Genomic DNA, 13026 nt, shown 5'->3' with positions numbered 1-13026 from the left:
AATTTTTACTTAATTGCGCTCTGGGGTAAAGTAGCCAGACTTAAATTTTAAATAATATTGCCTGGGCTAGTTGCCTGTTTGTGGTCTGAAATGATAATAACTCAAATAGTGATTAGTATGAGAATTTGTCTTTGCAATTACTTGCTGGCAATTGGCGATCGCTTACTCTTGCCCCATATTATTTAATCACTGAAGTTTAGACAATCAGCTTATTTCAATCAGCTAGTTTACTAACCCTACACCAATTAACCACAATGACAGACATCAAAATAATGAAAAATACCGTTAATTCTGTTAATTCCTCGGCAATTACCACTGCCCAGCCTGTTAAGCATCATGCTAATAGCTTTAAACTAGGCATATCTTTACTGAGTGCAATATGTTTGTGGTCAGGTGGAACTTTAACAGTCGTAGCTACAGCAAATCCAGCACCACCAATACTTACGGCTCAGATACCCGCAGGCACAAAGGTTATTTATGTCAACCTAGCCACTGGTACAGATAGTGAGAGTGCTGGTAATAGCGAACAGACACCACTACGTACAATCACCGCAGCCCTCCAAAGAGCAGAGGCGGGTACAGTAGTGCAACTGGCAAATGGGTCATATACTGCTAACACAGGCGAAGTATTCCCAATTGTAATTCCTAGAGGCGTGACTCTACGTGGTAATCCATCTACCCAAGGTCAAACAGTAGCAATTATTGGTGGGGCTAATTACGTTAGCAGCACAGAAGCTAATCAAAGCGTCACACTTCTGGCAGAACAAGACAGTGTTATTACTGGACTTACCATTACCAACCCCAACACTCGTGGCACTGGTTTATGGATTCAATCTACTAACCCTCGTGTAACTAACAATACCTTTTCTAAAAATAAACGTGAGGGTATTTATGTTACCGGAAATGCTAACCCCAAAATTGAAGGCAACGTCTTTATAAATAATGATGGGCAAGGCATTTCTCTAGTTAGAAATTCCCAAGGAGAAATTCGCGACAACTTATTTCAAAATACGGGTTTTGGGATTGCGATTACTGATCAGGCATCTCCTTTAATTGCACAAAACCGGATTTTACAAAACGTTGATGGCATTGTTGTTGCCTCTAATGCTACTCCTGTTTTACGGAATAATATAATTGAGGGTAATCAACGGGATGGTATTGTCGTAATTAGCAAAGCTCAACCTAATTTAGGCACAGCAGAAACGGCTGGAGAAAATCGCATTAGCAACAACGGTCGCTACGATATCTACAATGCTACAAGCAGCAACATATTGCTTGCCTACGGTAACAATATTGATCCTCAACGCATTCGTGGTCGTGTAGAGTTTACCAACACAGCACCAGTAGCAAGTCGCTTTACAGATACCCAAGGACATTGGGCTAATGCTTATATTGAAGCGTTGGCAAATCAAGGTATTATTGCTGGTTTTAATGATAATACCTTCCGTCCCAGTGAACCTGTTACTCGCGCTCAGTTTGCGGCGATTATCAACAAAGCTTTTACGCCCGCCCCTGAAAACCCTGCGATCAATTTTGTCGATGTTAGTAGCAATTTCTGGGGATATCAAGCAATTCAAACAGCCGCTCGTGGTGGCTTTATTTCTGGTTATCCAGGGAATAAATTTCTACCCAACCAACGTATCCCTCGTGTCCAAGCACTGGTTTCTCTGGCTAGTGGTTTGAAATTGCGTTCCGATGACACCAGTGTATTGTCAGTTTATCAAGATAGGTCTTTAATTCCTCAATACGCTACGACAGCCGTAGCTGGTGCTACCGCTAAACAGCTAGTTGTTAACTATCCCGTTGCTACTAAGCTTGATCCTAACCGAGAAGCTACTAGGGCAGAAGTTGCAGCTTTTGTTTACCAGGCGCTGGTGAATGCGGGACGCGCTCAACCTATTGCCTCAGCTTATCTGGTAAGAAACCCTCAAACTACTCAGCGTTAAATCTTTTGCTTCGACTTGATATATAGCTAATAGCTATTAAGTAGGTCAACCTAATTAAACACATTACCCCACCCCCCAACCCCCTCCCCGAAATTCGAGGAGGGGGAAATTTGCATTTGATCTTTTTTAATGTGGAGCTACTTAGCTTCTTTTAAAGCCAATTTTTTCCAGGGTTTCAAAATAAACATTCTGAAACCCTTGTAAAACTGGCGCATGATGTAGATACGCGAAATAAGAGGTCTTTACGCTGATAGCTGACTGCTGACCGCTTATCAGTGAGTATTAATTAGCTGATCGAAAAAAGTTTAACAGTTCTCGATTGACAGTTTGGGGAACTTCCTGCTGCATCCAGTGACCACAATGCGGTACAAATTTTAGTTGGAAGGGTGCTGAGATCAACTTTTCCATACCCTGGGTAAGTTTTTGGCTTAACAGGGAATCTTCTTCGCTCCACAAAACTAATGTTGGTACTGTTACAGGTATTGGTTGGTGATTCCAGTTGTGCAGCCAATTTTGAGGAGTAAGCAGTTGGCGATAGTAGCTAACCGCAGCAGCAATTACACCTGGTTTCTCTAGTGCTTCTTGATATATTTGATTATCTTCAGCACTAAAAGCACCTTTGCGAACAGCCAACCCTCGGAATACATCTTTAACAAAATTTTTGATGTTTTGCTGAATTACCCATTCTGGTAAACCAGGAATTTGAAATGCTAAAACATACCAACTACGACGCAGTTGATCTAAATTATTACTTAATTCATGCAAAAAACGCTGTGGATGTGGTGCATTTAACACAGCCAAGTGATTGATTACATTAGGAAACTTTTGTGCTAAATTCCAGGCGATCGCACCACCCCAATCATGCCCAGCTATATGAGCTTTAACATATCCTAAACTTTCAATTAAACCCTGGATATCTGTACTCAAGGTATCTAAGTCATAGCCAGTTTTAGGTTTGTCGGAATAGTTATATCCACGTAAATCTGGAACTACAACCTTAAAATGACGAGCTAAAGCTGGAATTTGATGTCGCCATGAATACCAAAACTCTGGAAACCCATGCAGGAGTAAAACTAAATCTCCTTGCCCTTGAGTGACACAGTGTAAGCGAATATTATTTGTTTCAATAAACTGATGTTGCCAGCCTAAATCCAGAGATGCACTATACGGTTGCATACTTAAAGGTAATAATGAGAGGACTTCTATTGATTCCGTTGATTAGCCCTACTTTTAAGGTTAACATTGCGGGGATCAAATTAGAGTAACCTTTCATTAGCAATAGTTAAGGCATTAGTAAGTTTAGCTCGCTCAGGTCATTGATGATTGAAATTTAGCACCTCTGTGTCACTGGGGAGCGAACTTCCGAAGGTTTAATGGAATATGTGACTAAATTTGCTAAATCCTGTAACTGACTAATGGCTTCAGCACCTTCTAGCTTCATTAGTTCTCTGTCGTCCCGCATTTCTGTCCAGGTAATACCATAATCTGATACTAAAAAGCGAATCAGATGATTATCCCCCAAGCTCACCATAAACGAGGCGCTATTCATTTGGTTGCCGCAAGTGTAGCAGGATGCTAAATAACCTCGCTGTTCTAGCACTGTTGCTAGGGCTTGGAGGTTCATCACCAAATCCTGTACAAATTGACGGTGTTGATCTGCAAGTCGTATAAACACGGTTCCTCTCCAAACACCACAAGTAATTGTATAAATTTAATATTTTCTTAATAATTAACTTGGCAGTCTCAGTATACACCTGATCTAAGTATTAAAAGAGTCTAGGTAGACTCAAGAGCGCCTGGTCATCTATGAATTTGATTATCCCTGCACCTCAGTAGACCTGAAGCTGTCAATGTAACTTGCTTGCATCCTAAGATCAAGCTATTAAATTAATGTTCTACCTATGGAATGAGTTATTAGTCAGCACTTGACCTTAAAAGATAGAAATAAGCTATATTTCTCATAAAACTAGCTGACATCTATGTGAAGTAGAAGTTTTTTAACTTTTAATATCTTACTGGGAAGCGATCTGGCGCTGCTTAATTGCAGCAGCGCGTCTGTGGATTAACTTATTCGATTTGCCACCAGCCGAATGCTGGTCCAACAAATCGGATGACTATCCAGTAAACGATGAGGAAGCCAATTCCAATCCAAGCGCCTTGGGTACTCCAGTTAACAAACTGTTCTCCTTGACCTTTAGTAATTGGCAGCCACGGAAAGATTTTTTCTTTTTGACCGTATTTTTCTGCTAATGCTTCTTTACGACGCTTTGCTTCACCCATAGATTTTTTTTGAATTTTGGATTGATCATAACTTTTATTGAGGACAGAGCAAGCGGAGGGGCAGAGGGGCAGAGGAGGTACAGAACATTTCCAACGTCTGCCTTAGCGATTGGTTTTAAGTACACCGATTATTATTACTGTCTAAACCAGTTGGTATCTGGATAGTTAATCCGTGCTAATGGGCTAAGGGCTGTTAAAACTTGCTGTCCATAGCTGCGATGGTTGACACGGTTATCTAGAATGGCAACGACACCTTGTGATTCTCTGACTGGGGCGATCGCACGTTGTAATTCTCTAATTGCTGCTGGCAGCAGATATAAGCGAAACCAATCTTGGCTACGTTGCTTATAGTAAGTTACTCGACCCGCAACTAAGGGATCTTCTAAAGATGGAATCGGCAACGTGGCAATAATTAGCATTTGGGGAGAAGGTAAAAAACTTTGATGCTGTCGCCAGAATTCCCAACCACTGATCAGAATACCAGTGCTATCTACGTTGGTATCTTCAACCTGCACTCGTGAACCAAATTCAGATGCCAAAATTGTCGCTACCTGTGCTTTAAGGGGTACATCCCCAACCAAGATCACGATTGGTTTTTTAATGTCAGGACTATGGGGATCTAGTAATACAGTTGCTAACAAAATGCAGATTTGTCTGATCAAAGCTTCTTGAAATTGAGGAGTGTTTGGCATCGGCAACTTATCTGGCACGTAAAGTTGGATTAATTCACTTTGGCGATCGGGTGAAAATTTCAAGCAAGTTAAGTCTGGTAAACCAAGTTGTTGCCGATAAACAGGTGCTTCTGAATCTATTTCTAATGCTCCTCCAATTAACACTAAGGGTTGCTGTGACCATACTTTACTAAGGGCTGTGGCTACTTCTAAGGGGCTCGAGTAGAGGGAAAATTGCAAGAGCGATCGCGCAACTGATGCCCACATCAACGGAGCCTCTGTTTGCCAACGCTGCCCAAAATTTTGCCATGCCGCAGGTAAGTTTAACTTACTGTTCTCAACAACAGCAATTTGGAGTTTTTGAGCTAAAGAACGCAAAATATCCTGCTCTGGTGGCTCAATTAAATAACATTCGTAGGGATTTGCAGGATGTTGAAAGATAGCTTTTGTTAAGCGTACACGGGCATCTCGAATTGAATCCGCCAGCTTTGGAAATGCTTCCATAAGTTCATCCCAGTCACTAGGCTGGATACAGGTTGTAAGCTGCTCACGCGCCCATGCTTCTAAATCATCAGCACCATCAATGATTGTAGGAATACCCAGGGGAAATGATTGATCCCCGCAAAGTTGATCGGCTAACCAAGATTCGGGTGAAGTGAGCAGCAACCCCTGAAAGCCTTTATCAGGCAAGTGTGAGCCTGTGTGGATCACTTTGTCGGTCTGAAGCCACTGTTGCAGTTGGGGAATTTCCACCTCAATTAATCGCTGCTGTGTAGATTCTGGTGTAACCAAAATTACTGCTTCTTTCCAAAGCAACGCGGGCGCTAAATAACTCAAGCGATAGCGCCCGTAAGGATTACCAGTTGGAACCCCTGTTTGAATTAGTGCAGAACGCCCTAGTCGTAGCGCCCGTGCTACCAGTCGCGCCATTGTTAAATGATGAGGCCAGTCAGTAACCAGCCCAGGTGGTAGCTTCTCAGTGTTGCTCTTGGCAAATCGCAGCAAGGCACGCAGGGAAGAATGTACTTCTACCTCAATCACAAAATACCTCCGATGCCGATGCGGGAAGATCCGTTAATTTATTGCGGAGAGGAAAGCGAGATAGCGGTTTTAACCGCCTACGGTTCTTAATAGGCATAGTTATATCCATCCTTCCGATGAATGTGCGTACAAAATTTGTGACTGATGCCAGCCACTCGTCCTGACTTTGTTGCAATATCAAAGCTGCCTGTAGCTCGACACAGAACGCGACCAACGTAAGTACCAAATTTTTTGCCCTCTCTAACCGCAGCTTTAACAATGTCGCCAGTCTGAAAACCTTTGTGAATTTGGATTGTCTTGCGATGGCGAGTTGGAAAACCGAAACGATCCGTCCCGCACATCTGACGGGTTCCATGCCCCGTAGCTTTAATTAGCAATGGTTGTGTAGTTTTTACTTCTAATTGTTCAACTTCTCCAACACAAGCAGCATCCAACCAATGAGTTTTAGGTAATAACAACCGACATCTATTAAATTTGGTTTTGCCTCCACTTGCTGCAAGGACAGGCAAACCTGTTTGCTTCAATCGGTTCATTAATGCCCATCGTGTTGAGTTAACAGCAGAAGCATCTTTTAAGGGACGTTTGGCTTGTGCCAAGATTCTTTTCAAAACATCTGGTTTCTTTGTTAGAAAAACCTCAACATCCTGAGTCCCTTTCTTGATGTTGCAAGGCTCACAGGCGACGCACAGATTAGAGATTCGATTTGTTCCACCTTTAGCTTTGGGGTGAATATGTTCAATTTGTAAAGGGACATTTTCAGCACTGCAATAAGCACACTTGCGATCCCATTTAGCTAACAAATATTCCCTAACTTCATACCCGAACAACGTGCCTTGCTGGTACTCAATTCCTGATATTTCAGGATTGTCTAAAGCGAGCATATCAAATCGGACAAGTTCAGTAGAAATATTTGTGATGGGGGCATATCGACGCAAGCGATTAACCCAAGTTAATATTGTTTCTACTCTGTGTTGCAGGCTTGGAGCTAACCAACCGCATTGACGAGTACGATTTAAAAATCGAGGTTTACGATAGCGAGTTTTACGACTCCTTCTCCCTCTTCTTAATGCTCTACGTGATTCAAGAGCATTCTTAATCTGCTGTCCGCGATGGGTAAGTTCTGCACCAAAAACAACTTGTTCTCCTTGCAATAAAGCTATTCCTGTTGTTTTTGAACCAGGGTCAAGTTTTAGTTGCATCTGTGCGGGACTACTCAAAACCGCTTTGTTAAGGATGATTACAAATGGGAATCGCCTAAATACTCTGGCTTTCCCTGATTTGAGCAAACCTCTAGCAATCCCTGGTGTACAAGGGTTGAGTGGCTTACGGTTAGTATCTAGAACTAAAATAAAGTTAGACATTGTTGCGTCTCTTCTGAGTTTCTCGTAACGTTCGCTTCGTCAATGTTCGGATTCGGTACTTTCCAAAAAGCACTTTCTTACCCCTCGTAAGAATGTTTAACTTTTTGGTTATAGAGCTTGGGTCTAGCATCGTAACCCAAGGTATGAACTTTAACTCTTAATCCGAACGTAGCTTGCGCTTAGACTGGTCAGCTACCTAAAGTCGGAGGCATATTGGCGTTGGCGAAGCCTTCGCGAAGCGAATAGCCTGCGCTCCCCGCATAGCCCCGTCACTTTAGTGCGGGGTGCTGACAAGCTCAATTGGCGCTCTTTACACCTCCAGAAATGGACATTAACGTTTAGCTGCCCTATCTAGCATTATTGCTATGGGTTCCATAACGCTTTTTTAATTATGACAATGGCAGATTTGATTCCTTGTGAAGGCAATTAGGTCTGAAATATCTCAAACTGGCGCTTGGTTATACATTTACAACTTCGGCAACTACAGCTACAACTTGACACAAAAGAGTTTCATTAGTTAAATTATATGTAGTCATAACGAGTATGACTTTTTTGATCGTTAGTATTTAAGATTTTAATTAACCTGATTACTGGAGCAAAATTTATGGTAAAAATTGTTGGTATTGGCGGGAGTTTACGACCAGAATCGTATAGCCAGCAAGCGTTGACATTAACTGCTCAACGGCTAGAAGCACTAGGTGCTGAAGTAGAAATTTTTGATTTACGAACAATGAATTTACCGTTCTGTAATGGGGAGTCTGACTATCCTGACTACCCTGATCTGGAGCGGTTGCGTGAAGCAGTTAAGAATGCACATGGTTTAATTTTGGCTACGCCAGAGTATCACGGTAGTGTCAGTGGCGTACTCAAAAATGCCTTAGATTTGATGAGTTTTGAACATTTAAGCAACAAAGTCACAGGGTTGATGAGTGTGTTGGGGGGTCAATCCAATAATAATGCGCTCAACGACCTCAGAATTATTATGCGTTGGGTACACGCTTGGGTAATACCTGAGCAAATTGCTATTGGGCAAGCTTGGAAAGCTTTTGGTGCTGATGGCAAGTTGCTAGATGAAAAGCTTTCGGAAAGGTTCGATCAGTTTGCTCAAAGTCTTGTAGAAAGTACTCGAAAATTACAAGGTATCAATCATGGCTAACATCTTGGTAGGTACTGACAAAGGTGTTTTTCGGCTAGATAATAACGAGTCTGGTTTACAGCAGGAAGTAGGAATTTCTACCGCATCGTTTTTAACAACTGCTGAAGGAAAAGTATTTGCCCTGACGAAGGAAAATGCTCTGTGGGTGCGGACAAACCAAGGCAATTGGCAACTGGTGAATCCTCAGCCTGTAACTGAGGAAGTGTGGTCATTTGCGGCTGATCCCCGTGATGCCAATTTGCTTTATATCGGTGTATCTCCAGCGATGTTGTATCGCAGTGAAGATGGAGGAAAAAGTTGGACAGCTTGTGAGTCGATCAAAAAAATTCCAGGCTATGAAAAATGGACTTTCCCACCACCACCACATATCTCTCACGTCCGTTATATTGCCCCTGATCCCCAGGTTGTAAGCGGTGTTTATATTGGCGTGGAAGAAGGAGGTGTCTATCGTAGTATTGATAGAGGCGAAACGTGGGAAAGTTTAAATAATGGGCTGTATTGGGATGTCCATACCGTCACACCTGCTGCTGATAATACACAGTTGTATGCCACTACTGGTGGAGGATTTTATCGCAGCGACGATGGTGGTAAAAATTGGCAGAATATGATGAATGGGCTGGATCGTCGGTATACTATCCCATTTTTGATGTTGAAAGAATTGCCTCATCGACTTTATACGGGGGCAGCAGCTACACCTCCGCCGGGTTGGGCAAGAGGTGGGGCGAATGCAGCTATTTATCGTAGTGATGATGGTGGAGAAAAGTGGGAAAAATTAACTGGCGGTTTGCCAGGGCAATTTAACACACCAGTATGGGCGATCGCACTGGATCAAGCTGGTGGGATCGTGGCTGCAACTAGGCATGAGGTTTACGTTAGTTTTGATCAAGGCGATCGCTTCTCGTTAATGGCAAAAGATTTACCGATGGTGCGATCGCTTGTCTGTATTTAAAGCTTGCAGACTAAATTAGTTGCCTTACACCTAATCACTTTTTAGCAGCAGGCTTTGCGGGCTGCTTTTCTGTTTTAACTTTTTCCAAAGCTTGATAAACCCAAGCCGCTATTTCAGCACGGGTAGCTCGTTGGTTAGGCTTTAGTAACTTCTGATTTGAGCTAGTTCCCACTAAACCCGCTTGCATTGCTGCTGCTACTGGCTTAATTGCATAGTCAGGAATTTGCTTGGCATCTTGATACCTCTGTACAACTTTTTCTGGTGCAGGTGGGGTTTTTAAACCCAAGCCATTAGCAAGGGCAACTAACACTTCCACTCTATGAACTGGTTCTTTTGGTCGAAATATTGGTCCTGGATAGCCGCGCAAGAAACCTGTTCTGGCAGTTTCTTTAATTGCTGGTAACGCCTTGTTTGTAGACGGTACGTCTTTGTAGTTGGGTATTTTAAAACTAGGTTCTTTCTCAAAAGCTTTTTGCAACTGAGAAGCAAAATTTGCTCTCGTCATTGTGGCGTTAGGTCGAAATGTGCCATTAGAAAAGCCTTGAATAATACCCCTAGCACTTAAAGCTTCTATATAACGCCGCGCCCAAAAGTCTTTTGGCACATCTGAAAACTTCACTGCTGACCCTGCTGGTGGCTTCTTTACTGATGCAGTTGAGGCTGGTGCAGATTTGGGTGACTTCTGTGGTGTTGCTGTTGGGTTAACAGGTAGAGGGATAGCAGCAGTGGTGGGTTCAGGGGTAGGGGATGGGATTGGAAGCAGGAGTGGCAGGGGAATTGGTGTTTGAGTCGGACTGCTGGAGGCTGTTGGCGGATTTGGAGTTGGTAATTTTTTATCTTCAGATGTGGGTGAAGACGACGGCGACAGACTATTTAAGTTAAAGTTCTGATTTTTGGGACTCAGCGACCAAGCTAATATTGTGCCGATCGCACTAAAAGCAACAACAATACCTACCAACTCATCAAATCCTAGCCGAGATGAACGTGGATCGGGTGGAGGCGGATTACTCATTTTAGAAGCACCTAACTAGCAGCAACAAACAAATTTGTAGCAGTGTTGATTCACTTAATTTCAAGAGTTGAGTGTATAGCTATGGAGTTGTTCACTTCATTAAGCTGTTAACACAAATCGAGAATTTTTACCTAATTAAAGTAAAAATACTAATTTAAGCATTGCTTAAGTAATAGCAATGTACAAAAGTTAACAGTTTGAGCAGCAATGCCAATGCCTCCTGGGTAGTAAATTTGGACACTTATTAGTCTAAATCGCAGTCTCAGTGCATAAATGTTCTGTGGTGCTAGTTCACAATAAGTTTAATCACAAAATATCTGGTGGCTAAACTTAGTAAAGAAAAGGAGCAGCTAGTACAGGGCAGTATTAAATGATGTAATGAGGTTTGTGATGCAAACGTTAAACAAGGGCTTTGAGGAGCGCAATCTCATGGCAAGTTGGGTAGCTGAACTGACCCAGAAGTGGCAAGAAAGACTAGCAATAGAGTGTCCTGAACACAACCCAGTAACTAGAGAAAGTATCATTCGCTGGTTAATCGGAGAAGATCATGAGCGTTTTGATCAGCTTACGCCTCCGCAGTTAACCATTGCGGAGCAAGCTATGGACTATCGTTACCGAATTTTGCGACAACGCTATTTGGGAATAGGGCAAGAGCGGGCTTATCGAAATCTGATGCAGCGTTTGGGAAGTTTGGCAGTTTTAAGGAATAAAATTAAAACTTGGGTGGCTTTGAGTCGCGATCGCCAGCGTGCTGTGGTAGATGTTTTGCAAGAGGTAATTCAGGAACTACTACATAGCGATCGCTATATTCAACAGCAAATTAGTTGGATTTCCCAGTGTACTAAAGATGCTCGTTTGCGTAATGCTTTAATTCTTACTAGCGTTGAAGAGTATTGTCTGCGACCGATTCGCAATCAACCTTTGTTAGTGTATCGTTTTGTTAACTATTTAAGGCGATCGCAACGAGGAGGCATTACCCATGTACCAGAAGGTGATTTAGTTCGCTTAGTTTCTGAAGAAGTCAGCCCTGATGAGAACGACGCGCCTTTAAGCTTGCTAGACTCACAAGCAGTTGCTCAGTATCAAGAAAATCTGGCTTGGGAAGAGCAACAAACTTTAAGAACTGCTGTTAAGGATGAATTTTTCGCTTATTTAGTCGAAAATGTGGGTAAGGAAGCAGGAGAATGGCTGAGACTTTATCTGCAAGGTCAAACTCAAGAAGCGATCGCCAGTTCTTTAAATTTGCAGATTAAGCAAGTTTACCGCCTACGGGAAAAAATCAGTTATCATGCCATTCGTGTTTTTGCCCTAAAAAGTCAGCCAGAATTAGTTGCTAGTTGGTTGCAAATTTCCTTGCAGGAACATAACTTGGGTCTAACATCAAGTCAATGGCAACAATTCTTAGCAAATTTGACTCCAGAGCAACATCAACTACTTGAGAAGTTGCAAGCAGGTAAAACGATAGAAGCGATCGCAAGTGAGTTAAAGCTCAAAACCAATCAGGTGATAGGTGAATGGAGTAAAGTTTATTTAGCTGCTCAAGCTTTACGCAGCGATGTTTAAACAGGTCTTTAGCAGCAAGGCTAAGTTTTTTATAATAAGTTTAAAGAACTACCTATTGAGGAATTACTTTTATTGGCGTTAAAAATAGCTAAACAATTGATTTGTTCAACTCCCACTTCCCAACGATGGAAGTAAGAACTGATAACTGATGGCTGATAACTAATAAAAGTAACAATAAGGGTAAACTTGGATGCTTCTGGCAAAATAGAGTTAAGGACGATTTCTAGTGCATTAACTGCACAAACCAATTGTTTTTAGGGTGTATACTATCAAGTTTTAAACTACCGATATACTACACTCAACCAATCTCCAGTAAAAAAACATAATTTTTAATAAATTTCATGCAGACTAAAGCTTTTAGTGAGCTTTTCCCCCTGTTTAACAATGCTGACAAAGAGACGCTTGATGGGCTACTGTCAATTGCTGTTGAACACGAATACCCATCCAACAGGGCTGTCTTAATGGAAGATGCTTGGGGCAACGCAGTTTACTTTGTAGTATCCGGCTGGGTTAAAGTGCGACGCTTGCACGGGGAAAATGCCGCCACACTCGCAATTTTAGGTAAGGGTGATTTCTTTGGGGAAATGGCAATTCTTGACGAATCTCCGCGTTCCACTGATGTAATAGCTTTGTCTAGAGTAGATTTACTCAGTGTCTCAGCCCAAAAATTCATTCAAACTCTATTCAAAGATCCCCAGTTGCACCACCGCCTATTGCAACTGATAGTCAGGCGTTTGCGCCAAACTAATGTTCGCTTTCAACGGCGTAATCAGCCACCTGCTGTTAAGTTAGCCAATACGCTAGTTTCTCTGGCAGAAAACTACGGCGAAACTACCCCGCAAGGAACAGAAATTTTTAATATCCCTGTCAACGATTTGGCAGATGTAACAGATATTAGTGTTCAAGACACAACAAAAATTATGGATAAATTAGAAAGTAAAGGTTGGATCAAAATTGATTCAGCACGCCAAACACTCAGCTTAGTTAATCTTAAGCAGTTGACGCAACTGGCTAAACACGGTTAGCTAAAAGCTTTCCGCCGTCAGC

Annotated in this window: 11 protein-coding genes; 5 read left to right on the top strand and 6 right to left on the bottom strand. The window is 42.2% G+C overall.

Annotated elements, in window-relative coordinates:
- Positions 1 to 272: 272 nt before the first annotated feature.
- The gene (locus tag CRI9333_RS07485; protein WP_157462417.1) at positions 273 to 1946 is read left to right on the top strand and encodes a DUF1565 domain-containing protein; all 1674 of its coding nucleotides are present in this window, start codon (positions 273 to 275) and stop codon (positions 1944 to 1946) included.
- 282 nt (positions 1947 to 2228) lie between these two features.
- Here CRI9333_RS07485 and CRI9333_RS07480 read toward each other — a convergent pair whose 3' ends face one another.
- The 5 genes from CRI9333_RS07480 to iscB form a co-directional block, all read right to left on the bottom strand.
- Positions 2229 to 3122: an alpha/beta fold hydrolase gene (locus CRI9333_RS07480; protein WP_015202560.1), complete on the bottom strand. Its 894-nt coding sequence runs from the start codon at positions 3120 to 3122 to the stop codon at positions 2229 to 2231.
- Positions 3123 to 3276: 154 nt separating this feature from the next.
- Positions 3277 to 3621 carry a DUF1815 family protein gene (locus CRI9333_RS07475; protein WP_015202559.1) on the bottom strand — a complete coding sequence of 115 codons (345 nt, stop codon included), beginning with the start codon at positions 3619 to 3621 and terminating at the stop codon, positions 3277 to 3279.
- 392 nt (positions 3622 to 4013) lie between these two features.
- Positions 4014 to 4226: a DUF2839 domain-containing protein gene (locus CRI9333_RS07470; RefSeq protein WP_015202558.1), complete on the bottom strand. Its 213-nt coding sequence runs from the start codon at positions 4224 to 4226 to the stop codon at positions 4014 to 4016.
- Positions 4227 to 4360: 134 nt separating this feature from the next.
- Complete coding sequence (locus CRI9333_RS07465; RefSeq protein ID WP_015202557.1) at positions 4361 to 5938, bottom strand: helicase C-terminal domain-containing protein; 1578 nt, start codon at positions 5936 to 5938, stop codon at positions 4361 to 4363.
- An 86-nt stretch (positions 5939 to 6024) separates the two neighbouring features.
- Positions 6025 to 7299, bottom strand: a complete 1275-nt coding sequence (gene iscB, locus CRI9333_RS07460) for an RNA-guided endonuclease IscB (RefSeq protein ID WP_015202556.1) — start codon at positions 7297 to 7299, stop codon at positions 6025 to 6027.
- Positions 7300 to 7903: 604 nt separating this feature from the next.
- Between iscB and CRI9333_RS07455 the strand changes: the two genes are divergently transcribed.
- Together CRI9333_RS07455 and CRI9333_RS07450 are read left to right on the top strand one after the other, a co-directional pair.
- Positions 7904 to 8455 carry an NADPH-dependent FMN reductase gene (locus CRI9333_RS07455; RefSeq protein ID WP_015202555.1) on the top strand — a complete coding sequence of 184 codons (552 nt, stop codon included), beginning with the start codon at positions 7904 to 7906 and terminating at the stop codon, positions 8453 to 8455.
- Entirely contained in the window at positions 8448 to 9404 is a 957-nt protein-coding gene (locus CRI9333_RS07450; protein ID WP_015202554.1) for a WD40/YVTN/BNR-like repeat-containing protein, read from the top strand. The genes CRI9333_RS07455 and CRI9333_RS07450 overlap by 8 nt, the downstream gene beginning before the upstream one ends.
- A 34-nt stretch (positions 9405 to 9438) precedes the next feature.
- Here CRI9333_RS07450 and CRI9333_RS07445 read toward each other — a convergent pair whose 3' ends face one another.
- Positions 9439 to 10416: an S-layer homology domain-containing protein gene (locus tag CRI9333_RS07445; protein WP_015202553.1), complete on the bottom strand. Its 978-nt coding sequence runs from the start codon at positions 10414 to 10416 to the stop codon at positions 9439 to 9441.
- A gap of 390 nt (positions 10417 to 10806) precedes the next feature.
- Here CRI9333_RS07445 and CRI9333_RS07440 point away from each other — a divergent pair, with 390 nt between their 5' ends.
- Positions 10807 to 11979 (top strand): HetZ-related protein 2, encoded by a 1173-nt coding sequence (locus CRI9333_RS07440; protein ID WP_015202552.1) that lies wholly within the window; start codon positions 10807 to 10809, stop codon positions 11977 to 11979.
- A 341-nt stretch (positions 11980 to 12320) separates the two neighbouring features.
- A complete protein-coding gene (locus tag CRI9333_RS07430) occupies positions 12321 to 13004 on the top strand; it encodes a Crp/Fnr family transcriptional regulator (RefSeq protein ID WP_015202551.1) in 684 nt (227 codons plus the stop codon).
- The last annotated feature ends 22 nt before the right edge of the window (positions 13005 to 13026 follow it).

Origin of the sequence: Crinalium epipsammum PCC 9333, from assembly GCF_000317495.1 — a bacterium.
In the GTDB taxonomy this organism is placed as follows: Bacteria; Cyanobacteriota; Cyanobacteriia; order Cyanobacteriales; family PCC-9333; genus Crinalium; species Crinalium epipsammum.
This window is presented reverse-complemented; position numbering and strand designations above follow the sequence as displayed.

What these genes read in the sequence shown, in the direction of transcription:
- CRI9333_RS07430 (WP_015202551.1), top strand. Translation starts at nt 12,321, where the DNA reads ATGCAGACTAAAGCTTTTAGTGAGCTTTTCCCCCTGTTTAACAATGCT.
- iscB (WP_015202556.1), bottom strand. Translation starts at nt 7,299, where the DNA reads ATGTCTAACTTTATTTTAGTTCTAGATACTAACCGTAAGCCACTCAAC.
- CRI9333_RS07455 (WP_015202555.1), top strand. Translation starts at nt 7,904, where the DNA reads ATGGTAAAAATTGTTGGTATTGGCGGGAGTTTACGACCAGAATCGTAT.
- CRI9333_RS07445 (WP_015202553.1), bottom strand. Translation starts at nt 10,416, where the DNA reads ATGAGTAATCCGCCTCCACCCGATCCACGTTCATCTCGGCTAGGATTT.
- CRI9333_RS07480 (WP_015202560.1), bottom strand. Translation starts at nt 3,122, where the DNA reads ATGCAACCGTATAGTGCATCTCTGGATTTAGGCTGGCAACATCAGTTT.
- CRI9333_RS07485 (WP_157462417.1), top strand. Translation starts at nt 273, where the DNA reads ATGAAAAATACCGTTAATTCTGTTAATTCCTCGGCAATTACCACTGCC.
- CRI9333_RS07450 (WP_015202554.1), top strand. Translation starts at nt 8,448, where the DNA reads ATGGCTAACATCTTGGTAGGTACTGACAAAGGTGTTTTTCGGCTAGAT.
- CRI9333_RS07440 (WP_015202552.1), top strand. Translation starts at nt 10,807, where the DNA reads ATGCAAACGTTAAACAAGGGCTTTGAGGAGCGCAATCTCATGGCAAGT.
- CRI9333_RS07470 (WP_015202558.1), bottom strand. Translation starts at nt 4,226, where the DNA reads ATGGGTGAAGCAAAGCGTCGTAAAGAAGCATTAGCAGAAAAATACGGT.